General features: G+C 68.8%; 23 protein-coding genes and 5 pseudogenes. 13 read left to right on the top strand and 15 right to left on the bottom strand.

All coding sequences use genetic code 11. The annotated features are described in order from the left end of the window. The 3 genes and pseudogenes from M8H82_RS32810 to M8H82_RS32800 form a co-directional block, all read left to right on the top strand. The coding region (locus M8H82_RS32810; RefSeq protein ID WP_250078749.1) for an IS701 family transposase at window positions 1–1,008 on the top strand (1,008 nt) is incomplete at its 5' end. A 105-nt stretch (window positions 1,009–1,113) separates the two neighbouring features. Next, a pseudogene (locus M8H82_RS32805) lies at window positions 1,114–1,785 on the top strand (cyclopropane-fatty-acyl-phospholipid synthase family protein); the annotation flags it as partial. A gap of 241 nt (window positions 1,786–2,026) precedes the next feature. Beyond that, window positions 2,027–2,763, top strand: a pseudogene (locus M8H82_RS32800) (transposase family protein); the annotation flags it as partial. Between the two features lie 1,024 nt (window positions 2,764–3,787). Here the strand turns inward: M8H82_RS32800 and M8H82_RS32795 are convergent. Next, the gene (locus M8H82_RS32795; RefSeq protein WP_250078748.1) at window positions 3,788–5,707 is read right to left on the bottom strand and encodes a hypothetical protein; all 1,920 of its coding nucleotides are present in this window, start codon (window positions 5,705–5,707) and stop codon (window positions 3,788–3,790) included. 258 nt (window positions 5,708–5,965) lie between these two features. On the opposite strand from M8H82_RS32795, the gene M8H82_RS32790 reads away from it, so the two are divergent. Continuing rightward, window positions 5,966–6,436: a hypothetical protein gene (locus M8H82_RS32790; protein ID WP_250078747.1), complete on the top strand. Its 471-nt coding sequence runs from the start codon at window positions 5,966–5,968 to the stop codon at window positions 6,434–6,436. Between the two features lie 200 nt (window positions 6,437–6,636). On the opposite strand, the gene M8H82_RS32785 is transcribed toward M8H82_RS32790, so the two are convergent. Further along, a complete protein-coding gene (locus M8H82_RS32785; RefSeq protein ID WP_250078746.1) occupies window positions 6,637–6,801 on the bottom strand; it encodes a hypothetical protein in 165 nt (54 codons plus the stop codon). 303 nt (window positions 6,802–7,104) lie between these two features. Here M8H82_RS32785 and M8H82_RS32780 point away from each other — a divergent pair, with 303 nt between their 5' ends. The 3 genes from M8H82_RS32780 to M8H82_RS32770 all read left to right on the top strand — a co-directional run bounded on the left by M8H82_RS32780 (window position 7,105) and on the right by M8H82_RS32770 (window position 9,833). Beyond that, entirely contained in the window at window positions 7,105–7,569 is a 465-nt protein-coding gene (locus M8H82_RS32780) for a hypothetical protein (RefSeq protein ID WP_250078745.1), read from the top strand. A 291-nt stretch (window positions 7,570–7,860) separates the two neighbouring features. Continuing rightward, window positions 7,861–8,532: a hypothetical protein gene (locus M8H82_RS32775; RefSeq protein WP_250078744.1), complete on the top strand. Its 672-nt coding sequence runs from the start codon at window positions 7,861–7,863 to the stop codon at window positions 8,530–8,532. A 1,016-nt stretch (window positions 8,533–9,548) separates the two neighbouring features. Next, the gene (locus M8H82_RS32770; protein ID WP_250078743.1) at window positions 9,549–9,833 is read left to right on the top strand and encodes a hypothetical protein; all 285 of its coding nucleotides are present in this window, start codon (window positions 9,549–9,551) and stop codon (window positions 9,831–9,833) included. 430 nt (window positions 9,834–10,263) lie between these two features. Here the strand turns inward: M8H82_RS32770 and M8H82_RS32765 are convergent, their stop codons facing one another. The 4 genes from M8H82_RS32765 to M8H82_RS32750 form a co-directional block, all read right to left on the bottom strand. Beyond that, window positions 10,264–10,833: a hypothetical protein gene (locus M8H82_RS32765; protein WP_250078742.1), complete on the bottom strand. Its 570-nt coding sequence runs from the start codon at window positions 10,831–10,833 to the stop codon at window positions 10,264–10,266. A 276-nt stretch (window positions 10,834–11,109) separates the two neighbouring features. Beyond that, entirely contained in the window at window positions 11,110–11,271 is a 162-nt protein-coding gene (locus M8H82_RS32760) for a hypothetical protein (RefSeq protein ID WP_250078752.1), read from the bottom strand. Then, a complete protein-coding gene (locus M8H82_RS32755) occupies window positions 11,228–11,455 on the bottom strand; it encodes a winged helix-turn-helix domain-containing protein (RefSeq protein WP_250078741.1) in 228 nt (75 codons plus the stop codon). The genes M8H82_RS32760 and M8H82_RS32755 overlap by 44 nt, the downstream gene beginning before the upstream one ends. Further along, on the bottom strand, window positions 11,362–11,742 hold the full coding sequence (locus tag M8H82_RS32750) for a helix-turn-helix domain-containing protein (protein ID WP_250078740.1): 381 nt from the start codon (window positions 11,740–11,742) through the stop codon (window positions 11,362–11,364). The genes M8H82_RS32755 and M8H82_RS32750 overlap by 94 nt, the downstream gene beginning before the upstream one ends. 223 nt (window positions 11,743–11,965) lie before the next feature. Here M8H82_RS32750 and M8H82_RS32745 point away from each other — a divergent pair, with 223 nt between their 5' ends. Continuing rightward, window positions 11,966–14,113, top strand: coding sequence for an MMPL family transporter (locus tag M8H82_RS32745; RefSeq protein WP_250078739.1), 2,148 nt, complete (start codon window positions 11,966–11,968; stop codon window positions 14,111–14,113). A 206-nt stretch (window positions 14,114–14,319) separates the two neighbouring features. Here M8H82_RS32745 and M8H82_RS32740 read toward each other — a convergent pair whose 3' ends face one another. The 8 genes and pseudogenes from M8H82_RS32740 to M8H82_RS36565 all read right to left on the bottom strand — a co-directional run bounded on the left by M8H82_RS32740 (window position 14,320) and on the right by M8H82_RS36565 (window position 22,751). Then, window positions 14,320–15,774, bottom strand: coding sequence for a HAMP domain-containing sensor histidine kinase (locus M8H82_RS32740; RefSeq protein WP_250078738.1), 1,455 nt, complete (start codon window positions 15,772–15,774; stop codon window positions 14,320–14,322). Further along, window positions 15,771–16,454: a response regulator transcription factor gene (locus tag M8H82_RS32735; RefSeq protein ID WP_308293296.1), complete on the bottom strand. Its 684-nt coding sequence runs from the start codon at window positions 16,452–16,454 to the stop codon at window positions 15,771–15,773. The genes M8H82_RS32740 and M8H82_RS32735 overlap by 4 nt, the downstream gene beginning before the upstream one ends. A 127-nt stretch (window positions 16,455–16,581) precedes the next feature. Then, window positions 16,582–16,889: pseudogene (locus M8H82_RS32730) on the bottom strand (transposase); the annotation flags it as partial. Between the two features lie 157 nt (window positions 16,890–17,046). Further along, window positions 17,047–17,358, bottom strand: a pseudogene (locus tag M8H82_RS32725) (hypothetical protein); the annotation flags it as partial. Window positions 17,359–18,101: 743 nt separating this feature from the next. Beyond that, entirely contained in the window at window positions 18,102–18,836 is a 735-nt protein-coding gene (locus M8H82_RS32720) for a trypsin-like serine protease (RefSeq protein WP_250078737.1), read from the bottom strand. A gap of 1,289 nt (window positions 18,837–20,125) precedes the next feature. Then, window positions 20,126–20,323, bottom strand: coding sequence for a hypothetical protein (locus M8H82_RS32715; protein WP_250078736.1), 198 nt, complete (start codon window positions 20,321–20,323; stop codon window positions 20,126–20,128). Between the two features lie 1,045 nt (window positions 20,324–21,368). Next, entirely contained in the window at window positions 21,369–22,532 is a 1,164-nt protein-coding gene (locus M8H82_RS32705; protein WP_250078735.1) for an abortive phage infection protein, read from the bottom strand. A gap of 96 nt (window positions 22,533–22,628) precedes the next feature. After that, a complete protein-coding gene (locus M8H82_RS36565; protein ID WP_284049630.1) occupies window positions 22,629–22,751 on the bottom strand; it encodes a hypothetical protein in 123 nt (40 codons plus the stop codon). A 189-nt stretch (window positions 22,752–22,940) separates the two neighbouring features. On the opposite strand from M8H82_RS36565, the gene M8H82_RS32700 reads away from it, so the two are divergent. From M8H82_RS32700 to M8H82_RS32685, 4 genes and pseudogenes are all read left to right on the top strand, one after another. Beyond that, the gene (locus M8H82_RS32700) at window positions 22,941–23,162 is read left to right on the top strand and encodes a hypothetical protein (protein ID WP_250078734.1); all 222 of its coding nucleotides are present in this window, start codon (window positions 22,941–22,943) and stop codon (window positions 23,160–23,162) included. Between the two features lie 593 nt (window positions 23,163–23,755). Beyond that, window positions 23,756–24,172, top strand: a complete 417-nt coding sequence (locus M8H82_RS32695; RefSeq protein WP_250078733.1) for an ANTAR domain-containing protein — start codon at window positions 23,756–23,758, stop codon at window positions 24,170–24,172. Between the two features lie 314 nt (window positions 24,173–24,486). After that, window positions 24,487–24,660 (top strand): annotated as a pseudogene (locus tag M8H82_RS32690) (helix-turn-helix domain-containing protein); the annotation flags it as partial. A gap of 174 nt (window positions 24,661–24,834) precedes the next feature. Then, on the top strand, window positions 24,835–25,248 hold the full coding sequence (locus tag M8H82_RS32685; protein WP_250078732.1) for a hypothetical protein: 414 nt from the start codon (window positions 24,835–24,837) through the stop codon (window positions 25,246–25,248). A gap of 312 nt (window positions 25,249–25,560) precedes the next feature. Here M8H82_RS32685 and M8H82_RS36560 read toward each other — a convergent pair whose 3' ends face one another. Next, window positions 25,561–25,746 (bottom strand): DUF6233 domain-containing protein, encoded by a 186-nt coding sequence (locus M8H82_RS36560; RefSeq protein ID WP_308293297.1) that lies wholly within the window; start codon window positions 25,744–25,746, stop codon window positions 25,561–25,563. Between M8H82_RS36560 and M8H82_RS32675 the strand changes: the two genes are divergently transcribed. Continuing rightward, complete coding sequence (locus M8H82_RS32675; protein ID WP_250078730.1) at window positions 25,735–26,061, top strand: helix-turn-helix transcriptional regulator; 327 nt, start codon at window positions 25,735–25,737, stop codon at window positions 26,059–26,061. The genes M8H82_RS36560 and M8H82_RS32675 overlap by 12 nt on opposite strands. The last annotated feature ends 49 nt before the right edge of the window (window positions 26,062–26,110 follow it).

Genomic DNA, 26,110 nt, shown 5'->3' with positions numbered 1-26,110 from the left:
ATGCACGAGGCGATCAGCCCCGAGGCGTTGATCGTCGACGACACCGGCTTTTTGAAGGACGGGGATGCTTCGGCGTGTGTGTCGCGGCAGTACACCGGCACCGCGGGCAAGGTCACCAACTGCCAGGTGGGCGTCTCGCTGCACCTGGCCCACGACCGTGCCTCCGCGGCCGTCAACTGGCGACGGTTCCTGCCGGCATCCTGGGATCCCGACGCGCCGGAGGCCGACCCGGTCAAGATTGCCCGCCGCGGCCGGTGCGGGATTCCCGCCCAGGTGGGGCATGTGGAGAAGTGGCAGCTGGCCCTGGACATGATCGACGAGACCCGGTCGTGGGGCATCGACGTCCCCCTGGTCGTCGCGGACGCCGGATACGGCGATGCCGCCGCCTTCCGGCTGGGCCTGGAGGAACGCAAGCTGCCCTATGCGGTGGGGATTTCTTCCCGACATACCGCCCAGCCCGCCGACGCCCAACCCGTGCAGCCCGCCTATGCGGGCACCGGCCGCCTGCCGAAAGCGCAGTACCCCGAGCCCGCGCAGACCATGAAAGACCTGGTCATCGCGGCCGGGAGGACGGCCGCGCGGCCGGTGTCGTGGCGGGAAGGCTCCCGGCCGGGCAAGAGCCGAAGCGGCTTCAAGCGCATGTATTCGCGGTTCGTCGCCCTCAGGGTCCGCCCGGCCGGCCGCGGCCTCCGCAAGGCAGGCGACGATCCTGAACTGCCCGAGCGGTGGCTGCTGGCGGAATGGCCCGCGACCGAGCCCGAGCCGGTCCAGTTCTGGCTCTCGAACCTGCCCTCCGGCATGCCACTGGCCACGCTGGTGCGGCTGGCCAAGCTCCGCTGGCGCATCGAGCACGACTACCGCGAGATGAAACAGGCCCTGGGACTGGCCCACTTCGAAGGCCGCACCTTCAACGGATGGCACCACCACGTCACCCTCGTCTCCGCCGCCCACGCCTTTTGCACCCTGCAACGACTGGCACCAGACCCAAAAGACACCGCGCAGGCCTGAGCCTCTACCAAGTGGTCCGCGAACTGCAGACCCTCCTCGCCACCTGGACCGGCGCCTGCCCCGCCTGCCACCGCGACATACCCACACCACTACGAAGATGACCAAGCCCTACTAGGGCAGGCCATCAGCCCGTCACCAGGCACTCGCATGCTCGACCTCGCCTGTGGCAAGGGCGAGATGCTGTGCACCTGGGCACGCGATCACGGTGTGACCGGCACCGGGGTGGACATCAGCACCGTCTTCCTCGACGCCGCCCGCGCGCGGGCCTCGGAACTGGACGTCGCCGACCAGGTCGACTTCGTGCACGCGGACGCATCAGGTTACGTCGCCGACGATCCGGTCGGCATCACCGCCTGTGTCGGCGCCACCTGGATCGGCCCCGGCGTGGCGGGCACCGTCGAACTCCTGCGGCGCAGTCTCCTTCCCGGCGGCATGATGCTGATCGGCGAACCGTACTGGCGCCACGAGCCCCAGAACCAGGCCACCGTCGAGGGCTGCCACATGGCTGGCAAGGACGACCTGCTCCCGCTGCCGGAACTGTTGGAACAGTTCGGCGCCCTGGGCTGTGACGTCGTCGAAATGGTCCTTGCCGACCAGGACAGTTGGGACCGGTATGCCGCGGCGCAGTGGCTCAACATCCGCCGCTGGCTGGATGCCAACCCCGACGACGAGCTAACCGATGAGATGCGTGCGGAACTCGTTGCGGCACCCGTCCAGCACGCTAGGTACCAGCGCGAATACCTCGGGTGGGGCGTCTTCGTACTGATGAATCGCTGACAAACCACTCCCAATGAGCCCCGGCGCGACCTGCCGGGGCTCACCTGCGCAATATCGCACCTCGACGCCCCGCGATGCCGACGGTCGAACGCGCGCCACGTCATCCACAAGTCTTGACAATTACTGAGCGCTTTCAGAGTGGCCACCGGTCGGGTGACGGGCTCGTCTTCCGCAACGCACGAGGCTCCTGTGCCGTTGAGAGAGGTGTTCGACGTCTCAACTCATCAGCGCAGAAGCCTCGTTGGTTCCCTGTCCTGCCGCACTCGACCTGCCTCGAGTGGGTAACCATGCTCTTCGTCACCCGTGAGGGTGACCGCCGCTGCAAGCTCCCGCCCCACCAGCGTGCTCTCGTCGGTCTGGTCTACCTTCGCCGGCACGACACCCTCGCGCAGATCGCCGCCGGTTTCGGCATATCCGTCGGCACCGCCAACGCCTACGTCAGCGCCGTCATCGGTCACCTGTCCCGACGAGCGCCCGGACTGCTACGTGTCCTACGGGAAACGGATCCCACGCACGTCCTGCTCGACGGCACTCTCGCCGAGTGCGACCGGGTCGGTGACAGCAGGGCCGACTTCTCCCAGAAGCACCGCCGCCACGGCGTGAACCTGCAGGTCATCGCCGACCCTGCGGGCAAGCTGCTGTGGATCTCGCCCGCACTGCCCGGACGCACCCACGACCACGCACGCGGCCCGCACCCGCCGCATCATCCGGATCTGCGAACGCCAAGGCGTTCCGGTCCTCGTCGGCCGTGCCTACATCGGGGCCGGCTCCTGGGTGACCACGCCGATCAGATGCCTTCCACACCAGGACCTCACCGCGACACAGCAGACGATCAACCGGGCCCTGTCAGCGGCACGAGGACCGGTTGAACGAAGCGTCTCGAGACTGAAGTCCTGGCGCATCTTCCGCCGGAGCCGCTGCAGCCCCAACCGCATGAGCGTCATCTCCGCTGCCGTCCTCACCCTGGAGCGTCAACGCTGGAAACGCTCACTGATCCGCCGGCACTCACGTGCCGAGGTGCGTAACGGCCAGCCTAGAGCGTCGGGTTCACGAATCCCCGGTTGCTCCTGCTGGAGCACGTCATGAGTCCCTGCGTCTGCCGCAGGGACCGTAGGCGCCTGATCCCGTTCGACTGCAAATTGGGCGCCGATCACTCAGGTGCCTCCTCCGGCAAGAGCTGCGGGAGCCGATTGAGCTGTGTGAGCGTCTATGCCCTTGACGAATCGAGGGGGACCAGTGGCGAGCCTCTGGTTGAAGGGATCGACGAACTCGCGGCGGGCCAGACGCCACACGATGGCCGGTATGGAGAGGCCAGCCACCTCTCCCCCGCACAGCCCCACGGCTTGTGAAACCGGCCATCGCTGCACGTCGCGCGGCGACGGCCGCCTTCAGGAGCCGCAGGGCCAGGAGTTGCCGTAGGCGTCGGCGCTGTGGGGGCCCCAGGTCGACGAAGCGCCCGTCGACGCGCATCTCGACGGGTCCGAGCAGGCGATGCTCCATCACGAAGCCATGTTCCTTGCTTCCTCACTCCAGCTTCCGACAGCGTTGTTCACATACTCCTTCGCCACCTCGCACTTGTCGACGAGCTCGGCGATCGTCTCGTCACACAAGACGCTGACCAGGCCTGACTCCTCGACGAGTGGTGTGATCTCCCCGGTGCGGGGTCGAACCGTGGGGAACGTGGAGCAGCCCGTCGGCCCGGTCTCGACCGCCGTACGGACGGCATCCACGGTGGAAACGCGGGCGACAGTGGGCCTCCCGTGCCAGCCTGTTGGTGACAGGCCGGACAACCGGAGCGTGGGATGCCTCCAGGCGTGCGGGTGGGCGCCCGAGGCGAGGAGACGTGGGAGAACAAGCTCGCCGCGCTCCAGTCTCTACCGGCGGGCCATATGGCTCCTTGCTCCGCATCAGGCCGCGGTGCAGGGCTAGCTCGAGCCGCCCGGGCGGGGTGTGCCGGAGTTCAGAGTCGTACCGCCACGGCCGCCCGGCGGGATGGCGGTGTTCAGCGCCGGGCTGTCACGGCTGCCGCGGCCGCGGCCAGGATGCGGTGCAGGACGGGGACCGGGATCGCCGGATTGGTGACCGCCGCGCATGCCGTGTCGCGGTCGTGCAGCAGTCCGGCAAGGACGCGGGCTGGCAGCCGCGGATTGCGCATCGCGGCCCCGCGGACGTGGGCTGCTGGGTCGCTCAGCAGCCGCACCGCGTCGGCCGGTGACAGCCGGGTGTCCTCGGCCGCGCGGCGGCGCACCTCGGCGTCTGGGTCGCGGGCGAGGCGTGCGACGTCGGCAGGTGTGGACTTCGGATCGTCCAGGGCCAGGCGGCGCATCCGCCCAGCGGGGTCGTCGGCGTAGCGCAGCAGGCGTGTACGGGGGAAGTTGGGGTGGCTGCGGGGGCGGTCGGGGTGGGTGAAGCTGCCGTCCCACCAGCGCCAGACTTGCAGCAGCATCTCGGCCGGCGCGTCATCGCACGATTCGGCGAGGAACAAGCGGACCGTACGGTCCTCGTCCCGAGCCAGGCGCTCCACGACGTCCGGTGGAAGATGCCGGGCACGGGCCACGCTTCGACGGATGAGCGGATGGGACGATACGGCGAGGCGGCGCATCGCGTCGGCGTCGCCGTGCAGGCCCTCGACCCAGGGCACAGTGCGCGACATCGACGTCGGGTCGAAGTCGTAGCGCACCACGGCACGCTGCTCTTCGGTGAGGTCGGGCCGCAGTGCCACCGCCGAGCGGATGTCGTCGTATGGGTCCTCCGCCAGGACGGCGACACTGTGGGCACTGAGCCGCGGGTTGGCGGCCAGCGCTCGGCGTACCTCCGCGTCCCCGCCCCGGACCAGCTCCGCCTCCAGCTCGGACGAGAGACGGCACTGTTCAAGCGCGCGCCGGGGCGCGGACAGCGCGGCAAAGACCTCGCGAGGCATGGGGACGCCGGTGTGGTGGGCGAGCAGCGCCGCCGTACGCACCGCGTCGTCGGTGTCGGCCAGCAGCCGCGCCCGCAGCGGCGCGGCGAGGTCTTCCCACCGGGCGCAGACACTCGCCCGCACCCGGGGATCGGCGTCGGCCGCGAGGCCGGGGAGGTGGTGTGCGAGCAGGCCCGGGAGTTCGGCGGCCTGAGCGCGGGACGGGCCGGCGAGGAGGTCGTCGTACAGGTCCCCGGGCAGCTCGACGCCCCAGGCGCAGGCCCGCTCGGCCCAGAGCACGCGCCGGCTCGGCGACGGTTCGGCGCGGACCAGGCGTACCCACTGATCAAACGTGAGCTTGGACCGGAAGGTGTCCGCGGGCCTCGAGCGCACCCGCGGATCGGGATGCGCCACGGCGGCGTCGAGCACGGCGGGCCGGTCGCAGCCGTGCAGGAAGCCCGCCTCCACATCCAGCAGCCGGATCAGCAAATCGTCCGGCGCGGCCGGATTGGACCCGATCCCCTCCGCCCAGTGCAAAGGCCATGCCGGCCGGCCAGGCACCGCCGCCCACACCTCGGCGCGCTCAACCTCCGTCTCGCGCCCCGCGGCCGCGGCGGCCTCCTCCAGCCGCTCCGGCAGTCGGTCGAGGGCCGTCACCCGAGGCCCGTCCCCGCCGGGCACCTCCGCCAGCAGCACCCGCCCGTCAAGGGAGAGCGCCACGAACCCGAGGTCACCTGTCAGCCCCGGCACACCGCCGCCGGCGGAGCGGACCCGGGTCCACCAGGAGTCGTTGCCGCCGATCCGATGTCCGAAGACGGCCACCAGAAACTCGCCGTCGGCACCTGCAAGGCGGCCCCACCACTCGGCGTCGAGCGCTTCCCGGACCGCGCCGTCCGGCGCCGCGATCCCCCGCGCAATCCGCCAGCCGGCCTCCGGCGGGAACAGACTGCCCGGGCGCACGTCCTCGACAACCGTGAGTCCGGCGCATGAGAGCAGTTCGTGGAGTCCCTCTCGGCGTTGCACGCGGTCATGATCCCCGCCGACTCGCTGTGGGACAAGGCCCTCACCCCAGGCGCAACCCGCCCTCACCCGCGTACACGTCATTGGCTGCGATGCCGTTCGGCCCCGCCCGGGCGGCTCGAGTTGGCCCCACTTAAGTCAGGAGGAGGATCGACGGTCATCCGGTACGTCGCTTACAGTCAGGCTGTTACGAATGATCAATCTCAGCTGCATCCCATCTCTAAGCGGCCGACGCCCATACCGACAAGGGGAACTCCGCTGGTGAGCACCGATCCGGAGCGCACGCTGCACCATGCCGCGGACGTCACGGCGGTCGACGCCTGGGCGATCATAGATTTTCTGATGCCGCGTCTGGAGTCACTGGAACGCGTCCACGATGACGGCACGGAGGAGCACCGAACGGCCGTAGCCCTCACTGAAGCTGTGTCCGCCCTCGTGCTGGCGATCGAGTCAGAAATCCGAGGCCCCCGCAAAGTGCGTCTCCGCACCCGCCCGGCCCGACCGCCCGCTCCGAGCCCTTCGCCGACCGAGGACGAGCGGATCGTTGAGAAGAAGCGACGGCTCACCATGATCGCGGAGTACTGGAACCAACTCTGCGGCATCGTGCGCCCCTGGCGTGAGAGCGAGGGTTACGACCGGGCCCGATGGAACCCAGTGACCTTCCTGGACATGGCTGCTGAGGCCGAGTACCACCGGCGCGTCACCGAAGCCGGCCTCCGGAACGCCGAATAGTCGCGAACTCCGTCACGGAACTGCGGAGCGAGCCCTGAAGACGGCCGGGGTTGCTCCACACCTCGCTTCGCCGTAGGTCGCGCTGACGGTGCGGGTGGAGGCGACGGGCTCGGTCCGTGCCGGCCCTCAATCGCAACAACAGGACCCGCCCATCCGCCACGGGTGAAGCGGACGAGCGGGGCCCTGAGGAGGCTAGGGGGTCACTCCACGGTCAGCGACCATGCTCCGCGCGAGAGGGTGAGCGTGCCGTCCGGGTCGATCCGAGCCCGCGCCCCGCACAGCGGCAAGCCGCCCTGGTGCACGGTGAGTGAGTCCAGGTAGCCGGTCGCCGTGGCACGAGCCCACGATCCGTCAGCGTGCAGCATCCAGACCGTTCGCCTCTCCCCGGCCTCCTCCCTGCCGGTAGTCAATCTCCGGGACGGACAGTGCCAGCATGGACGACACGTCCCATGCGTCCGGCGGATACAGCAGCGGATATCGTGGTGTGTGTGGAGCTCTGACCATCGGGACGCTCCCAATCGCCCACTTCCACCACCCCTCTGCACCGCAACTCCCCCGCGTACCAGCGGCGTTGTCCCCCTGATCAGGAGCAAGATCCCGACTGCATCATCGGGACGCTGCGAAAGCACGGTTGCGGCATTCTGCCCAGACTCCACAGGAGCCACGGCATGGCCGAACGCGCGGGCCACCGGCAGCAGCAACACCCGGCCACGGCCCCTTCATCCGCGTCGGCCGTCGCCTTACGATGCCGCGCCACGACACCGGCCTCCGTCAGCCGCACCAAGACCTTCCGCGCCCCGGCCGACGAGCAGGTCGACGGCGAACGAGATGATGCCGCCATGGCAGATGAATCAAGACGACCACTCAGCGAGCTCCGTGAAGGCGACACAGTCCAAGCCACCATCACGAGCCATCAGCCCTGGGGGCTCACGGCAGAGCTCAGCGGGTACGAACCTGTGGGCGCCTCACTGGACGTGATTCGCTGCGGCAGCGAACCCCGAGTGCAGCGCCCTGCCCAGGAGTTGCCTCATATTGGGGAGATTGTTGACCTCGTCATAGCCGGCGTGCGTACGTGGGAGCACAAGCCGTGGATATGGGTGGATCTCACTGCGAGCGGCCATAGCGAAGGCTGACCGTGACCCTGACCGACATTCCCTCGGGCGGGCCGAGCCATCCGGGTAGGCCCTCGGTGGCGGCCTGGCAGCTGGCCTGCACCCAGCTTGTCGCTGCTTTCTTCGGCTCTGCGGGTTCGTCGCGAACCTGCCACTGCCGATCAGGACCATCCATGTCGGTAGGTTCCGATACTCGGGCGTGCGGAATGGGGCAATGAGGTCCATGCCTCCAGCTCGACCGGGACACAGTGCCACAGGAAGCACAGGGGGCCGGAGCCTGCTGTCCCTGGGCTACTCGGTAGCGTCCTTCCGGTGAATCTCAATCTCTTCAACGATGTGCCCGACGGCCTGACTCTACGAGCTCGATCCTTCGTCTCAGTGCACGGAGTCAAAGTCGGCGTCAGGCACGTCGAGGACCACAGACAGTGGTGGCTTGAGCGAGACATCCCGGCGGCGGTCATCGACCGGATGGCGGCTTATGAGGAGCGCTGGGGCGGTCTGGTCCTACCACCCGCATCTCAGTACGACGGCGGCCCGAGGTACCTCGAAGCAGACTCCCCCGAAGGCTCTGAATCTGAAGGTTGGTGGTTCGAGGCTGGGATGCAGAGGAGCGCGGTCCCGTACGGGTTCTGGATCGGGCCTTCTGGCGAGTTCGGCATTCGCTCAGATCAGTGGGTGCCTCTCCATGCCACCGTCGAAGGCTGGGTGGAGTCGCTCGCACTGACCCACCACGCGTCCATGTGGGCAACGCAGATCATCAAGGTCACCGGCGACGATGTCGATGGCATCGTGCTGGACGGGTTCGAGCCGGTGCGCGAAGTGATGGGACTGGCCGACACCTGGTGGCGAGGAGCCGACTCGCTGGTGGCGGTTTATACAGGTGAGGCCGAGGCCCTCTCCTTTCCGCGGGACCGCACCGCGTTGATCTATTCCGGCTTGGATGAGTGGGGCCTGCGAGGAGGCGTCGAGGACAGCACCAGCTGAGGACGTCAGGAGCAATCCAGAGTCTCGCCGGAGTCTGATCGGCAGGCCACCTCGGCTGCGTAGGTGGTTCTGACGGCTCCGGCTGCCCATCGGTCGGCAGCGGCGGGGCTGTCGGCATCAAGCCATCACCCCCAGGAGTGCACGCCGAGGCGCAACATCGACGACCACCAACCGAGACACACGAGCGGACCCTCGAACGGACAGCGCCCGTCGACTTCTCCTCGGAAGCGAGACACCAAGGAAGGTGGACACGGCCTTCACCGCGATAACCCAGCGGTCCCCGACACTGTGCGCGACGAGCACAGCGGCGAAGACGGCAGCGGTGACGGCTGTGTCGAGCTGGCCCACGATGAGAGTACTCCCGTCCCTCGTGGATGGGGGTGACCCCGCGGGGCGGACCGCTCTTGCTTGGGCCTGCGGACCGGCCCGCTTCGCGGGGGCGGGGCTGCTACTGGTCGTCGCGGTCACCCTGCGGGGCCTCGCTGCGGGGCATGGAGCCGCCAAAGACGGCCCTTCGCGGCCTGCACCCGTCGAGGGCCCGGCCTCGTGATCGCCGCGAGGTGGTCCTGCGCCGTACTGCGCGAGACGTCCATGGCACGGCGGCGGCAGGAACGCACCCGTCAGTTGGTTTGGTCCGTCGCGATCGGAAGGCCAGCAAGGCCGCCACTGACGGCACGTCAGACCGACCTGAAGAAGTCCATCAGCTCGACCGAGCGCAGTGCAAGCGGGCCGTCCGTCTCCTTCCTGACGGCGCGGACCTGTGGGTGTATGCCTGGTACACCATCCGCGTCTTACGAGCCAGCGTCCACCTCCACCCGGTGCCGTGATACGCCACTTGGACCGCTGGATGCCCTGATCCGCTTCAGATCTGAGGGACGGAACTCGGCCAAGTGGGCGCCTCGCCTGGCGGGTGCCGCCGGTCACCCTGAGTCTGAGTTCAGTAGCCCGCGGCCGCAGAGACAGCCATGTCCTGTATTGCAGCCGTCGCCCACATCCCCCATGCGAGGAGAGCCATCATGCCCAGAGATGCTACGCCCAAGGTGGCGCAACCCGTCACGGACGACAGCATCAAGGTGCGCCAGCTCAGTCATTACCAGTTCACTTGGGTTGCCGGTGAGCCCGCTGCCCGGGGCACGCTCACCCTGCAGCTTGTGCTGGACGAAGGTGCCTGGGAGGAGGTGCTGACCGTAGACGTCGACGACGCCGACGTGCTGCAGGACCTCCTGCGCAGCACACCGACCGTGCACTATGACATCAGCCGCCGGACCCTGATGTTCGGTGTTACCGCCGTCGGCACATGAACAGCAAGCCGCGTAGCAGGTGCGCCTCGCTGACGAAGGGGGAGCGCGTGTCCCGGCAGCCATCCGGCAACCCTTCCGACACCCCCAGCGACGCCGCCGCGCACACGTAGAGGGCGCAGGGCGCAAAGCGGCGGGGGGATTGGCACCGTCTCGTCGTCCTGGTCCAGCACCGCGTGGGGCTGGGAACCGCCGGCTTTCATGACCGTCCCGTCGTGACAGGTGGCCCCTGGTCTTCCCCTCGGAAACCGGGGGCCGTCGACTTCCTGAGGTGCGGTGGCGACGGTCCAGATGAATGGCATTGCCTCCCGTACAGCCACAGGACGAAGTCCTCGCCGCCAAGGTCAGCCGAGGCGCTGGTCACCACCTACGTGGTCGCGGTCAGCCCCGGCTGCCTACGGCTGGCGGTCACTTCCATTGCCCCCAGCGAGGTCTACGACATCAGGTGGGCCGCGGAGCGGGCTCGCTCCCACATGCCGGGCAGTTGTTCACTCGGGCGCTGCTGTTCGCCGTGCAGGGCGTTGAGCACGACCAGGCACCCCGTCAGGGCCGGTACCGCCCATTGCGCGTTGGCCAGCTGCCGCCGCGCCTTGTCGAGGTCGATCGGATGCTTGGCCGCCTTCTCGGCGTCGTCGGGATCGGTGGAGGAGGCCAGCTCGACCTTCTTGCCCAGGAGGCGGGCGTAGGCGGTTGCCGCCAGAGCCGCTGCGGTGAGGACGGTCTTGGCCGCGGTGGAGGCGCCCATGCCCTGCTGGGTGGCGACACGGTGCGCGTTCATGGCGAGCAGCCCGCCACCGCCGAACAGGTGCGCCCCGATCGCGGCGGCGTTGACTGGCGTCCACTTCGCCCAGCCCGACGAGGAGATCCGGTCTCGGCTCAGCTCCGTGCCTCCTTCGTCCTGGGCCGCGCCGTTGAGGCCGACCGCTCCCATCAGCGAGCCCCCGAACCAGGCAGCTAGACCGAGATCGTGCAGGCTGCGGATGGCGGTGTTGCGTTCAGACATGGCGAAGCTCCCTCAAGGTCGGGCGGAAGGGCTTGGCCTGCATGGACGGGCGAAGCCCACTCCACCTTCGCCGGAGTGCGTTTGCCCTACCATCAGGGCAGGCCAGATGGGTGACAGCGAGGCAGAAGCTGTTTCCAAATCCGCCCTGCCTCTTGGCTGGAAGTCGCGCGCGACTTCCACGGCCTCGGACCCTTCCCGGCCGTACTCCGCGAGCAGAGGGCCCACCACCGCTCTCTTTCGTGCCGCCGCCGGCAGTGCGGCCGGGTGGTTGTGATGTCAGTTCTCGGCGGGTACGACGCGGGTGACTGTGCCTTTGAGGTCGGCGTCGAGGTACCCGGAGGCGTAGTCGTCAGAGAGGTAAACGCCCAGGCCCAGTGGGGTGTGGAAGGTTTCGTCAGCAGCGCGCACGGTGACATAACGCAGGGTTGTACGCGCCACGTTGAGGTTCTTCTCGGCACGCTTCAGCAGAGCGGGAACGACGTCCCAGTCGAAGTCGTGGAAGTGGCTTTGCCCGGGGCCAGGTCTCCTTCACCCACCCGGCCACCGCCGCCTCGTCCCGCTCGATGGCCCGCCGGGCAGGCTGCTGCCACGACCAGCCATGCCTCCGCAACAACTCCCACACGCCGCGGACCGACAACGACACTCCAGCTCATCTGCGATCAGCAGCCAGACCCGCGCAAGCGTCCACCGCTCATCCGCCCAGCCCTGAGCCATCGCGCCGGCCAGCAACAACGGCTTGAGAACGGCGAATTGGGTATCGCCGATCTTCGGTCGCTTGGCCGGGCCCGACGGGTGCAGGGCCTGTCGGCTTCCCTCACGCCAGGCCCGGCGCCACCGTTCCACCGACCGGACGCTGACCCGCAGTTCCTTCGCGATCACCGTGTTCTTCTCACCCTGCGCCAAAGCCATCGGCGGCCAGCATGCGCACGTGGTCCCGCGCGGCCTGGCCCTGCGGCGTGAGACCACCACCCTGCGCATATCTCATGGATCCGGCGTGCCGGAGGGATCTACGCAAGTCAGCCCCGACAACCGAACGGAAACGTCAGTGGGACCTCTAACAGTCGTCTCAGGTTCGCTCGGTAGGAAGTAGGCATCCAGATAAGCGATGCAACCCGTATGTAGGAGGCTAGTGATGGCAGTCAACGCAGCGCCGTCCGGGGAAGCGCCGGCCGGTCGGTTGGCAGGCCGGTGGGTGCCATGGTTGGTGATTGGCTTGTGGCTGGTGCTGGCGGCGGGCATGGTGCCGCTGAGCGGCAAGTTGAGTTCGGTCACCACCGACAGCGCCGTAGACACCCTGCCGGCCAGTGCCGAGTCCACCAAGGTGGCGGTGCTGGACGACAGTCTCCCCGGCGGTGACAACAACACGTTCGTCTTCGTGTACCACCGCGCCGACGGCATGTCCGACGCCGACCGCGCGACGGTCGAGCGCCACTACAACACCCTTGCCAAGCGGTACCCGCCGAAGGCGACGGCGGCGGCCGGCGAGGACGACGAGGGCTCACCGACAAGACCCTCCACCGACCGCAAGGCGATGATGTTCACCCTCGAGGTGAGCACGGCCTACGGCGCACCGGAGGACATCGTCGGCCCGCTACGTGACGCCGCGAAGGACCGCCCCTCCGGCCTGGAACTCGACGTGACCGGCCCGGGCGCGATCGACGGCGACATGGATGCCGTCTTCGACGGCATCGACGTGCAGGTCCTCCTCACCACCATCATCGTCGTCACGCTCCTGCTCATCCTCACCTACCGCAGCCCGGTGTTGTGGATCATCCCGCTGGTGGCCGTTGGCGCGGCCGCACTGACCTCGATGGGAACCGTCTACCTGCTCGTCAAGGGCTTCGGCATCGTGGTCAACGACCAGAACTCGGCACTGCTGACGATCCTGGTATTCGGCGTCGGCACGGACTACGCGCTGTTGCTCATCGCTCGATATCGGGAGGCACTGCACCACCATGAGAACGTCCGGGTCGCGATGGTCCACGCACTACGCGGCGCGGCGCCGGCCATCGTCGCGTCCGCGGCCACCGTGGTCGCCGGCCTGCTCTGTCTGCTCGTCGCGGACCTGAACAGCACCAGCGGGTTGGGCCCGATCGGTGCGGCCGGCATCCTGTGCGCGCTGGTGGCCATGCTGACGCTGTTCCCGGCGGTGCTCGTGGTGCTCGGCAGGCGGATCTTCTGGCCGGCCATCCCGCGGTTCAGCACGGCCGTGGAGGAGAAGCTGGGGCTGTGGGGACGGCTCGGCACCGCCATCAGCCGCCGCCGGTGGGTGGCGACGCTCGGCTCGCTCGGAGTCCTCGGCGTGCTCGCCCTCGGGCTGGCGGGCAACACCGGCGCCCTGCGGGAGCAGGACCAGTTCCTGTCCGCGCCGGAGTCGGTCACCGGCTTCACCGTTCTCCGCCAGCACTTTCCCGAGCTCGGCGGCCAGCCGATGACGATCTTCACGCGGCCGGCGCACCAGGAGCGGGTGCTCGACATCGTCAAGGACACTCGCGGCGTGGCCCTGGCCATCCCGGAGCAGACCAGCGGGGGCTGGGCCAACATCTCCGTGTTCCCGAAGGACGCGCCGGACACCGTCGCAGAGTACGACACGATCAAGCGGGTGCGCACCGCCGTGCACGCGGTGAGCGGGGCGGAGGCGATCGTCGGCGGGCCGAGTGCAGAGAACCTCGACACCGAGGTGACCACCAAGCGCGACGAGAAGCTGGTGATCCCGCTGGTGCTCGCCGTCGTCCTGATCGTCCTCGGGCTGCTGCTGCGCGCGATCCTGGCCCCGCTGGTCCTGATGGCCACCGTGATCGTCTCATTCGCCGCAGCCTTCGGCGGCAGCGTGTTCGTCTTCGACACGATCCTCGGGTTCAAGGGCATCGACTATTCGGTGCCGCTGCTGGCGTTCCTGTTCCTGGTGGCGCTCGGCGTCGACTACAACATCTTCCTGGCCAGCCGGGCCCGGGAGGAGACCGTGCGTCTCGGCACCAGAGAGGGCATGCTCAAAGCCCTCTCGGCCACCGGTGGCGTCATCACCTCGGCAGGCCTGGTCCTGGCGGCCACGTTCGCGGTCCTCGCCACACTTCCGCTGGTGATGCTGATCGAGGTCGGCTTCCTGGTCGCTTTCGGCGTGCTGCTCGACGCCCTGCTGGTGCGGTCGGTCCTGGTGCCCGCCCTCACCTTGCTGATCGGCCGACGGATCTGGTGGCCGAGCCGGCTGTCCCGTCCAGCGGCGGAGCTGCCGGACGGCCAGCAGCCGCTCGCCGACGAGGAGCCCGCGCTGCAACGGTGAGCGCGGCGGACGGACGAGATCCGGGACGGGGAGCCCGGCCCGTCCCGGACTTTCTTTCATGGGCCCGGCGGTCGCCGCCCTTGAACGTGCGCCGTCCGGCCGGGACTGGGGTCGGCGCACCGCGGTGTCCTGCCCCGACGGTGAGCCGCGCGGGGCCATGCCCGAGGGCCGCCGTCCCTTGTCCTGCGCCGCGCCGCCGGGGCGGGTCAGCGCACCGAGGTGTCCTGACCGGCGGTGAGCCGCGCGATCGGGGCGGGCGGGGCCGCGGCCGGGAGGCCGACCCGAAGCAGCGCGCCACCGCGTGCGGAGCGGGCGACGGTGGCCCGGCCGCCGTGGGCGTCGACGACCCGCTGCACGATCGACAGCCCCAGACCGGATCCCGGCAACGCCCGGGCGCTGTCGGCACGGTAGAACCGGTCGAACACCCGCGGTACGTCGGCGTCGTCGATGCCCGGCCCTGCGTCGTCGACCTCGAGCACCGCCGACGCGCCCTCGGCACGGAGCCGGACCTGGACCGGCTGGTCCGCGGGGGACCATTTGCCGGCGTTGTCGATGAGGTTGAGCACCGCCCGCTCGAGCGCAGCGGGACGCCCGCTCACCCACACTGAGGTCACGTCGAGCGCGACCTCGATGTCGGGCAGGCGGGAACCCGCCCGGGTCGCGGCGGCCACCACCACGTCGGCGAGGTCGAGCACCTCGGTGCTCTCGTCGCTGACGTCACCGCGCGCAAGGTCGGTCAGCTCGGCGGCAAGGGTACTCAACTCGGCCACCTGGGCGCCGAGATCGTTGAGCAGCCGGGTCCGGCTCTCCGCCGGCAGTGCGCTGTCCAGGGTGCCGCGCCGATCGAGCCGGATCAGCAGCTCGACGTTGAGGCGCAGACTGGTGAGCGGGGTCTTGAGCTCGTGGGCGGCGTCCTCGGCGAGCAGCCGCTGGGCCCGCCGGGAGTCCCGGAGCGCGGCGAGCATGTCGTTGATCGACTGGATCAGCCGCCGGATCTCCCCACCTCCCTCATCCGGGATGTCGGCGTCGAGATCCCGGGTGTGCGCGACACGTACCGCGGCGGCGGTCAGCCGGTCGATCGGTGCCAGCCCGGTCCGCGCCACGGTCCGCCCGACAAGGGCGCCGCCGACCACGCAGAGCAGCCCGATCAGCAGCATGCCGAACCCGAACCGGTTGATCGGGCTGTCGTCGACGGCGCGGGCCACCTGGACCGCGCCGTCACCCGCCCGCAGCGTGTAGATGATGTAGCCGTCGTCGTCGCTGTCGTTCGACTCCATCAGGTCGGCCGACGCGCCCTGCGCCACGCGCCCGGCGTGCTCGCTGACCGGGGGCAGCGCGGGTTGGTCGGCCGGCGTCCGGATCGAGCCGTCGGGCAGGATGACCCGCACCAGCCGACCGGATCCGGGATACGGCGGTAGCTGGACCTGCGCCAGACCGGCGCGCTCCGCGTTCGTCGCCAGGACGCGGGAGTCGGCGCGCAGCTGATTCTCGGCTGTGTCCCGCAGCTCCCAGTCCAGTAGCTCGCTGGCCACCTGGAAGGCCACGAACACGCTGACCGCGATGGCCGTCGCCGCGATCACCGTCAGCCTGGTCCGCAGGGACCGCCGGCGCCACCATCGGGTCAGCTGCCGGAGCGGTTCCCGGCCGGCGGGCCTGCTCACGGAGGAGTCTCCCGCAACGTGTATCCCAGGCCGCGCAGCGTGTAGATCAATCGCGGCTCACCCTCGGCCTCCATCTTGCGGCGCAGGTAGCTCACGTATACCTGGAGGTTGTTGGCGGTGGAGCTCATGCCGAAGCCCCAGATCGCCTCGAACAACGCGTCGCGGGTCAAGACCCGGGTGGCATTGCACACGAGGACTTGCAGGAGGGAGAACTCAGTCCGCGTCAGGCGCAGCGGCCGCCCGCCCCGCCACGCCTCGAACCTGTCGGGATCGAGCCGGACGTCGGCGAACGACAGGATCTGCGACTCCTCCTCGGTCGGCGTGCGCCGGCGCAGCAGGGCCCGCACCCGGGCCAGCAACTCCTCGGTGGCGAACGGCTTGGGCAGGTAGTCGTCGGCGCCCGCGTCCAGCCCCGCGACCCGGTCGGAGACCTGGTCACGGGCGGTCAGCATCAGCACCGGCATATCCCGGCCCGCGGCCCGCAACCGCCGGCAGGTCTCCAACCCGCCGAGGCGGGGCATCATCACGTCGAGGAGCAGCAGATCCGGCGCGCCGCCACCGACCCCGTCGAGCACGGCGAAACCGTCGGCGACGGTGCTGGTGTCGTAACCCTCGACCTGGAGCACCCGCTCCAGCGACTCACGGATGGCCGCCTCGTCATCCGCGATCATGATCCGCACGCCGGCCCGCCCCCCTCCAGTCGATACTTTTGCCGCTCATTGTCCCCGATCAACCTGAGACCAGGATTAGAGCGTCTCCGCTGTGGTGCCCGCGGGCCGTGCTCCTACGGATGCTTAACATCGTGTCCTACGCGGTGAGGCGGACGAGGTGCATGTAGCAGCAGAGGGCGGCGGCAAGTCCGAAAAAGGCCAGGTAGTTGTGGGGCTGGCGCTCGTAGCGGGGACTGAGTCTGCGGTAACCGGACAGCCATGACATCGTGCTCTCGATCACCCACCTCCGACGCCCTAATCGCTCGCTGGATTCGATGCCGTTCCGGGCGACGAAAACTCCGATACGTTCCATCGGAGCCATCTGCGCAGGTCGACGCGGTCGTAGGCTTTGTCTGCGTGTAGGCGCTGGGGCTTGAAGTACCGGCCACGGCGAGGGTCGTGTCTCCTTGCGTTGTTCCTGGGGCTGATTCCGGTCACTCGTAGGATCGCAAGGCCCAGGGATGCTGGTTGTGACTGCGTGTCTCAGGCCACCCTGCACGTCGACGAGGATCGTCTGCCGACTCCGTGACCAGTCCACCTGGCTAACGAAGGAGCAAGCCCTCGGCAGTGCTTCTTCAATGATCTCAACCAGCCAGTCGAAGGCAGTCGGGCCACGTCCAGCACGAGCTTCCGCCAGCCTGGCGGCCATGCGGCCATTGTTCGTCGGATGACAGCGGGCGAGCCACACCTCGAGCTCACGGGCAGCCTCGTGGTGTCCAAGGTTCCGGCGGGAGATCTCGTGGTCGCGCCACTCGATCACGAAGTCGCCGTCGTCCGGAGTCCCGAAGCCGCCGCAGCCGATGCTCTCGCCAGCGACCTCCCAGAAGTCCTCCAGCGTCCAGCTCGCGTCGATCCGGCTTCGCAGCCGAGGCAACCTTCGCGCTGCGCTTCACGGACGTCGTCAGGCTGTACTGCGCGTCGCCGACGGGGGACCTTGAACTTGTCCTCGCCGAACAGCGGATCGTCGTTCGAGCCGACCTCGGTGTTGTTGCGGTGAAGCGTTGTCTTGACGGAGCTGAAGTGCGACGAACCGTCGTCGCCCTGCCCGTCGGCGAACAGCGGCAGTGTCCCGTACAGCGTGTTGCCATCACGGAAGAGGCCGGAGCCTGCCTGCAGGCATGGGCCGAAGACGGCCGTGTTGCAGGTCTTGGCGTAGGTCTTGCCCGCCCTGAACTTCTGTGGCCCGTCAAGGCTGTAGATCGCCTACAGACCTACGTCCACGCCCTGCTGCTCGAACTCCTCCCGCACCGGCAGGCAGCGTGCCCAAAGCGGTGACCGCGCCCTGCTTGTCCTTCGCCGAGGCACCCAAACGAGCCTTCACCGTGGCGAAGTCGGCCTGCCGGTAACGGCGTTCGTAGCCGGTGGCGATCCGCTCGACGACGACGCCGGCGAGGGTGTCGTACTGCTCCTTGCCGCCCTTGGTCCAGTGACCGTCCCACCTCTGGTACAGCGAACCATCGGTGATTCTCGGGCCGAGGTGCTTGGTGCGGAAGTTGTCGTAGTTGGCCAGCCACCAACCGATGGCGTGTGGCCGTGTCCGGGGACGGGCCCTGACCCCGTCAGGCCGGAGTACGCCCGTCCCCGGACGTCATCTCGCAGGGAGACGACGAGGGTCGGTCAGACGCCCGCGACGCTCTGGATCCAGGAGCGGTACGCCGTCACGTTCGTGTAGGCGGTGGTGGTCTGGCGGTCGCTGGTGGAGGCGACACCGACCTGCGCACCGTTGGCCATCATGGGTCCGCCCGAGTCACCGCCGGCCGTGATGCCGTCGCCACGGCGGGCGCAGATGGCCGAGCCGTTGTACGCGTCGCGGCAGGCGCCGGTCACCACGACGTTGGCGACCTTCAGGTACTGCGACTGGCAGTTGGCTTCCGCACCGCACTGGGACGTCGCTCCCCAGCCGTACACCTGGACGGTCTGGTTCACCGACACCGAACCCGACTGGCCCAGGCGTGCGTAGGTGGCCGCGACGGAGCGGTCGAGCTTGACCAGCGACAGGTCGGAGGACGCGTGGTTGTGAACGCTCACACCGTTGGCCACCGTGCCGCCGGAGGTCTGGTCGAGGCTGCCGATGCGGAACGACAGGCCGCCGCCGGAGACGCAGTGCTTGGCCGTGAGAATCCAGGTCGGAGCGATGATCGAGGCGCTGCAGGTCTGCCGCCCGTTGGAGAACAGGCGGGCGGCCCAGGGGGCGTTGTTCGCGTAGCCTCCGCCGATGATCGGCTGAACCGCGGTGGTGGGCTCGGCCGCGGGCTGGCCGGCAGGCGCCGACGTCTGTGCCGCGGCGGGGCTGAGGCCGAGAACGGAGAGGGTCGCGACCGCAAGGGCGGGGGCCCATCTGGTGATTCGCATGTTCGTCTCCATTGTGTGGGGTTGGAGCGTCCTTGCGAGGACGGTGCCGCGCAGATGTGCGGCAGTGGCAGTACCGCGTCGCATGGGTATGGCGCGTGCATGCCATGTGGCTGGGGTGAATGTGGCAGAGGAGCCGTCAGTCACGCAAGAGATTGAAAAGAGAATCTTGCTCACAGGGACCGGTCATCCGCCGACCGCGTGGGGGGGGGTGGACGTCGGCGGGACATGGCGCGGAGCGCGCCGCCGGGACGAGCCATCCGTGCGTGAAACAGCACACAAGGTGCCTCCGCACATGGGAGGCGATGGCCGAAAAGCGACCCCTTGTGGGTCGTTGAGTCCGCTGGTAGGGACGCCTCCTCCGACTGTGAAAAGGCTTCGGGGCCGATGCCGGGGAGCCGCACTCAGGGAGTGGCAACGCGTACGGCCGCGAGGGTGGGTGGAGGCGTACCTCCGGCCGCCCGCCATCGCGGCCGCCGGCCTTCGTCGACTTCGCCGAGTCCACCGCCGCCGCGGGTGGTCGGCGGACCTGACTGCCTCCCCGCGAACCCGCACACGACGAGCGAGACCGGAGCCGACGGGTGCCGCCCCCGCGACAGCCGCCGAACGGGCAATGCCGAGGCGACAGGCGTCAACGATCCCAAGCTCCGCGGCCCGCTGCTCATGTCTGAACCACGGTGAGGTGAACCCCTCCAAGAACTTCGTCAACTGCCCGGCCGGTTCGATGCTGGAGTCGTACCTCGACTTCCCGACTTCTGCCTGCGCGGCCTGAACAGCACCTGGCGGCTGAGCGCCGACCACAGCGGCCAGACCATGTGTCCTCGGCCTGCCCGCGGGCAAGCTCGGCGGCCGTACGCCGCTGTGACTCCTCGATGCGGGCCTTCTCCTCGGACAAGCTCCTGCACGCGCGCAATCGCAGGACCTCGGCGAAAGCGTCGGCGTTGCCCCGGCACAACACGGCGTCAGGCACGTCCACCTGGGCGAGTTTGGATGGTTCAGCGGCGTGGCCGGTGAGTTGCATGGTCGAGCTGGCTGCACGCAGCCAGTGGTTGGCCACGTCCGCGATGGCCGGTCCGAAGCGGAAGGACTGTGTGAGTTCCATCCGCTGGCCGGGGAAAGCGCTCATGATGTCTTTGCCATGGCGCCACTCAGCAGGCAAGGCTCTCCCCGACCCGGCTGACGCGCACCCACGGCCGCCCCACCGTCCAGTCACACCGGCAGCGCGGCGCTGGAACCCTGCGCACTACGTCTACGTCCAACACTGTTCCAGGCTGTGCTGTCCAACGGGGCCCTCACATAGGCGCGTTGCGTTCCGCACTTCGCCGATAGACGTCATGTACCGCCTGGGTGATGAACCCCACGACGAAAGAGACCGGGCCGCCATAAAGCAGAGGAGGACCCACATCGGAAATCCAGTCCCCGATGGCGAGACAAGCGACAACGTCGAGGTAGCAGAACAGAAACAGTGCCCCTGCGCCGAGCTTCGTCATCGCCCATCCCCCTGGTGGTCACCGCTCTTTCGGGTATGGCATGCCCGGTCCGCCACGGTCCGACACTGCGGAGGGCGGCCCGCACCACCTTGCCCAGCACCGTGCCGATCTAGACGGCTGAAGAGGCGGCCGAGCTGCAGAAGGAGATCTACGCGCAGAAGCTCGCGGACCTCAAGACCGTCACGCCCCTGGCCACGCTCCTGGAGCTTTCAGTCCCATATCGACGAATACCACCCGATCGCCACCGATCAGGCCGACCGATCGTTCCGGTCCTCGCAACGGGCCATGGGACTGGGCCTCCTGGTGATGGTGCGCTCCTTCGCCGCCGGCCTGTACTTCGGCAACGGCCAGACAAAGGTGTTCGTCGCCGCCATCGCGGGCGTCGCCGCGGCGCTCTCAGCCTTCTCAACCGCACCTACCTGCAGATGTACGGGCAGACGCTGAGCCAGCTCAACCAGTGCTTCGAGCAACCGGTCCTGACCGGCTACTACCTGACCACGGAGCGCCTGGTGGCACACCTGTCGCGGAGCCCAGCGAAACGCCCGCCGTCCACCCGTCCCCGTCGAGGGGCTGGACGGTGGCCTCGGACGGCGCCTGCGGCACCCCGCCGACGCCCGGCGCTGGGACTGCCGCAGCCCCGCGTCCCTCTTTCCGCCGTTCACGCTCCCGATCGCGTCGAGCATTGCCAATCACCTACTCCGCGGACCGGATCGCGGCCCTTCACCGCGAAGGACACCGGACCGCCTGCCCTCCCGAGGATTCGCCCGCATCCCTATGGTCACCAGAGCCGACCGAAACCTCCTGCGTCCGGACCAGACGTTCAGCGCTCTGCGTTCGACCGCGTTCGCTTGCGACACCCGAACAACCAGAACTGCTTGGCAGCCGCAGGAACCTCCGGTAGGGCGGTTCGTTCACAGCTTCGAAGGAGGCGCGCCCTCACTGGCACAGAGTCGCCATGTCGCACCTACCTCGCCAACGGCAACGCCTGCGGCGACCGGACCGTCTCGCGTTTCCTGGCCACCGGCACCCGGCCTTCCTCCGGCCTCTACTGCGGGTGAGGAATGCGGCGGCCCGCCGCCCCGTACCGGCGCGCCACCGCGCGGAATGCCTCCTTCGGCTCCCAGTGCCAGCCGGAGGCAGGGTCGTCCGGACGGTCCTTGACGACCTTGGTGAGGGCGTACGACGCCATGTCGAGGTCGAACCGGGGCGCGTCCGGGCGGTGCGGGGCGTCCGCGCTGATGAACTCGAAGGTCATCGCCGCGTACAGACCCATCGACTCGAAGACGTCCAGCAACTCGCCCACGTAGTCCGCCTGGACGCGCTCGCTACGGACCGGGTTCCCCTTGATCTCCGGCGGGTCCCTGTCGTAGTCGACGATGTCCCAGCCCATGCCGCCGGTTGCGGGTGCACCGACGTAGGCGCAGGTGCCGAACTCGGTGATGGCGAGCGGCTTGCCCCACTGCAGGTACTGCTTCAGCTCGCGGACATGGTCGGACCGCTTGTCGAAGTGCGAGTAGTAGTCGATGCCGACGATGTCGAAGAGGTTCCAGTCCGGGTTGTCGATGGACTGGGCCGCGGCATAGGCGAGGTCGCCGCGGAAGACGGAGCGGCCGACCTTCGCGGCCCTGGCCGTGAACTCCGCGAGACGCCGCTGTGCGCGCGGCCAGTCGACCGTACCGTTCTGGAGGTTCGCAATGCGCTCCAGCACCGTCTCGCCCGGCAGGATGCCCGGGACGAACAGCCAGAACTCGCAGCCGACGCTGAAGTCGACGCTCGCACCGTGGCGTCGCAGCCGCTCGGCGAACCGCCCGGTCTCGGCGATGTGCTCAAGGATGTCCCGCTGCGGGACATCGCCCAGGGTCGGCTGCAGCCAGACGTGCAGCCCCCGCTCGGCCGCTTCGGCGGCGGTTTGCGTGAGGCGTTCGACGCCGTCCCCCGTCACGTCCACGGTGTCGGCGTGCAACTGGTCCTTGATGGCCCGGATGTCTTGGCGCATCCGGCGCACGCTCCACGCAGTCCCCGGCGTCTCCCCCGCCCCGACCGTGTAGACGACGCCCCGTCGGCGCAGTCCGCGGCTGTGCCGGCCTTCCGCCGCCCGGGCCTGCCCGGCTGGCCCCAACGCCCCCGCGACCCCCACCGCTGCCGCCCCGGCCAGGAAACGTGCCCGGCTGATCCTCTTCGTCTGCTTGATCCCCTGGGTCTCATCCATGCCGCACACTGTGCCGAGCGGGGCCCTCGGTCCGCAGTCGTCCGTCGGTCTACGGCGAGCAGACCAAGGTATGAGGTGCCGGGCCGAAGGAAGGGCTCAGGCCTCGCCGAACCGGCGCACGTAACGCCGCTGCCGGGGCGTCTGGCACGGGGTGACTCCGCAGGCGACGGTCAGCGGCCGTCGCTCGGGACGCCTGTCCGTGGCCGGGCTGATCGCCATGCGGCCCGGCTCCCGAACCCGGCTGTGCCACCGCCTGCGCACCCACCGAGCGGGCAAGAGCACGCACCGCAGCATGGGCGAGCGGGACTTCATCGCGCTGATCGACGGCGTCCACCAGCTCATCAAGGCGCCGATCGTGCTGGTACGGGACCGCCTGAATACCCACGTCTCCGACGCCATGGCAGGGAGTTGCGCGCCCGTCTCCAGCCCTTCCAGTACTGCTACGAGCAGGCCGTGCGCGAGGGCGACACGGTCCGGCTCATCGGGATCTGTCCGGGCAAGCACGGCCGTTGGGGACGGATCTGTGTCCTGGACGACGGACACGAGACCTCGACGGTGGAACCACACTGGGGCCACAACAGCGAGGGGCAGCCGATGGCATGGGTAGGCAGGGCGGCCGACGACTGGTGAGTGCGCCAGGTCGCGCCGCCGTCCCCGGGCTGAAGTCGGCGGCGGGGTAAAGCTGGTGGGCAGGACCCCGGGCGCGCTGTGCCGCCCGCGGGTCTTTCGCTTGATGCCCGTTTCTGAACCCATCACGAGATCAGGAAAGATCCATGCCTCCCGGCGCTGCTGGTCGGTCATCCCTACTGGAGAGGACCCCTGACGTCGCAAGCTGTCAACAACCGCTGTAGAGGACTACGCTGTTGGGCGAGGCCCCAGTCCCCGGCAGCGATGTCGTTACTCCGCCCCGGGAGGCTCACCGTGATCGCCCTGCTTCTCTTCCTGCCCGCAGGATGGCCGTAGCGGTGCTGGTGTTCGCCGCCACCCGTTCCAGGTGTGATCGTGGCAGCGGCTGGGATTACCACAACGATGGGGCACGCCGTGACCGGCAGGACTTGCTGGGAGCGCCTCTGCAAGCGTCCACTCCAGGCGCGCTGGATGCGCGTGGATGCGCGAGAACCGATACAGGACCGCATCTGACCCATGGAGCAGCGCTGACACCCAGAGGTTCCGGGACAGCTTCGGCACGACCGGACGCACTCAGCACGTCGAGAGGTACCGCCATGTCACATACCAGCTCACGCACCGTGCTCCCGGCGGGCTACTGGGACCTGAAGGCCGAAGCCACCTGGAGCAACACACCTCCCAGGCGGGAGGTTGCCGCACTGCGCGCCGAGAACGATCAGCTACGGCGCGCGCTGGCCAGCCGTGCGGTCATCGACCAGGCCCGCGGGATCGTGATGGCCCTGACTCCCTGCCACCGTGGGCCGGCCAGGAACCTCCTGCTGGACGTCTCCCGCCGGTGCAACGTCACACTCCAGGTGACGGCCGCAGCAGTGGTCGCCGCCTGGGAAGGCAAGCCCCTCCCGCGAGGGATGCAGCAGGCGATGCTGCGCGCGCTCCAGCACCTTCACGCCGACAACCCGTCATTCGCCCCAGGAAGGTCAAACAAATCGGCGGCCGGAACGCGAAAGCGGTGAGGTACGCAGGCTGCAGACGGCTGTGCCCCGCCCGCGACCAGACCCGGGTCGGCTTCCCGCACGAGGTACCCGTCCTCGCCGCACCACTGCAACACCCATCCCACCCTGGCTGACGCCCACCCCGTGCCACCGCCGCACCCATTCACAATCCCTCCGCATAGACCGCCTGGTGGTCCCTGTTGCGAGGCACATGACCCCGTCACCATCCGTTTCGTTACCCGATGAACAAAACGGCACGGCATGTGATCAACCACCTGCACTGCATGGCAATCTGCGGACCAGCAGGATGACTTGGAGATGGAGGTAGACCGCTCGTGGCGGCGAACAGCAACCCCACCGTCAGGAGACGCCGTCTGGGAGCCGAGCTTCGCCGGCTCCGCCTGGCCAGTGGGCTGAAGAGCACGGAAGTGGCCGAGCGGCTCATGGTCTCCCAGCCCAAGATCAGCCACATGGAGAACGGCAATCGCGCCATCAGCCCCCGCGACGTTCCGACGTCCAGCACTACAGCATGCTGCTTGACCACCTCCAGGCCCAAGCCCTCAGCCCCGACAGCAGCCGCGACTTCATCACCGACGCCACGAAACGTACATCGACGCGGCAAGCCACCTCTGGCTGAGCTGCACCTTTGACCTCAACCTTGGTTCAGGTACAACACTCGGTGCATGAAGACCACAAACAACAGCAGCATTCTCTTCCGCAACACCATGCGCATCACCGACGGCCACCTCGATGGCTTCCGGCACGCCATCGCGCAGGCGGTGGCATTCGCTCAAGAGCACGGCCCCCAGCTCATGGTGGAGGTCTTCATCGACGAGGAGCGGATGCTGGCGCACAGCTTCCAGTTCTACCGTGACTCCGATGCCATCCGCGTTCACTGGCGGCTGTCGGATCCGTACATCCGCGAGGTGATGGAGCACTGCACCGTGCAGCACTTCGAGATATTCGGTGCACCGGACCACGACATCGTGGCGGCCCTCAAGACCCCCGACGGCGAATCCTTCCCCTTCACCATCTCGCCCCGCCTCGCTGGCTTCAACCGTCTACAGACGCCTGGCCGGAGCGGATCGCCCTCTTGAGAGGGCAGCTCCATGGCAGACGGTCAGGCGGCGCGGCCGACTCGGGATCAGCCGCGGCACCCGCCCACACGCCCGGAACACCACCGGAGGATGGATCCCGCCCAGGACGCGCGTATGCCCGCCTGCCCGGCCAGGCCCACCACAGGCGCAGCCAACCGGGTGATCACCAGGCATGAGCGGACAGGCGCAGGGCTCGCTGCGCCGAGACCTGCCGCGATCGGGGTGCGCGGGCTCATGGTCGGGCCTGTGGTCGGGCTCGGATCCACGTCACAAGATCATGGGCGTTGCCGGAAACGAGCGCCTCGCCAGGTATCAGTCCAGGATCCCCAGCTCGCTGTCCGGACGGCAGTGCGGACAAGGATCGACCCGATCCGCAAGCGCCCGCAGCGCCTCCGCGCGCGGCACACCTTTCGAGCAGGCGGACCGCTGGCGGCAGTCGGCGGCGCGGGCCGGACAGCGGCTGGTCGCGGATAGGGGGAGTTTGCGGTGAAGTGGAATCTGCGCTGGGCGGCCGCGAAGCGCGACATCTGGCGGCCAGTCGACCTGCAGGCGGCGTTCGCGAAAGTGGGGTTCACGCCGTCGCTGAGCAAGGTCGCCGCCCTGTGGGGCGGCACTCCGGTGACGGTGCGGCTGGAGGACCTGGACAAGATCTGCGCGGCGCTGGGGTGCACGGTGGCCGACCTGATGGAGGCCGAGCCGGTGGCTGCCGCCGGGGGCCAGGAGGAGCAGGAGCGGGCGGTCGGCGGCGAGGCGGGGCCGGTGCGGCCGGTGCCGCGCCGGGACGGCCCGCGCCGGCTGCGGCCGCCGAACTGACGGTGAGGGCTGCAGTGGTGGTGCGGCAGTGTGGGCTCTGCCTGGACTG

It is taken from the genome of Streptomyces sp. YS415 (assembly GCF_023544665.1).
Taxonomy (GTDB): Bacteria; Actinomycetota; Actinomycetes; order Streptomycetales; family Streptomycetaceae; genus Streptomyces.
Note: the sequence above shows the minus strand (reverse complement) of the source record. Positions and strands in the feature narration are given on the sequence as shown.

Bases quoted from the DNA above. Each gene is read 5' to 3' on its own strand.
- M8H82_RS32785 (WP_250078746.1), bottom strand. From the start codon at position 6,801: ATGCTGCACGCTGACGGATCGTGGGCTCGTGCCACGGCGACCGGCTAC.
- M8H82_RS32780 (WP_250078745.1), top strand. From the start codon at position 7,105: ATGGCCGAACGCGCGGGCCACCGGCAGCAGCAACACCCGGCCACGGCC.
- M8H82_RS32770 (WP_250078743.1), top strand. From the start codon at position 9,549: ATGCCCAGAGATGCTACGCCCAAGGTGGCGCAACCCGTCACGGACGAC.
- M8H82_RS32765 (WP_250078742.1), bottom strand. From the start codon at position 10,833: ATGTCTGAACGCAACACCGCCATCCGCAGCCTGCACGATCTCGGTCTA.
- M8H82_RS32750 (WP_250078740.1), bottom strand. From the start codon at position 11,742: ATGGCTTTGGCGCAGGGTGAGAAGAACACGGTGATCGCGAAGGAACTG.
- M8H82_RS32745 (WP_250078739.1), top strand. From the start codon at position 11,966: ATGGCAGTCAACGCAGCGCCGTCCGGGGAAGCGCCGGCCGGTCGGTTG.
- M8H82_RS32720 (WP_250078737.1), bottom strand. From the start codon at position 18,836: ATGCGAATCACCAGATGGGCCCCCGCCCTTGCGGTCGCGACCCTCTCC.
- M8H82_RS32715 (WP_250078736.1), bottom strand. From the start codon at position 20,323: ATGACGAAGCTCGGCGCAGGGGCACTGTTTCTGTTCTGCTACCTCGAC.
- M8H82_RS32705 (WP_250078735.1), bottom strand. From the start codon at position 22,532: ATGGATGAGACCCAGGGGATCAAGCAGACGAAGAGGATCAGCCGGGCA.
- M8H82_RS36565 (WP_284049630.1), bottom strand. From the start codon at position 22,751: ATGGCGATCAGCCCGGCCACGGACAGGCGTCCCGAGCGACGGCCGCTG.
- M8H82_RS32695 (WP_250078733.1), top strand. From the start codon at position 23,756: ATGTCACATACCAGCTCACGCACCGTGCTCCCGGCGGGCTACTGGGAC.
- M8H82_RS32685 (WP_250078732.1), top strand. From the start codon at position 24,835: ATGAAGACCACAAACAACAGCAGCATTCTCTTCCGCAACACCATGCGC.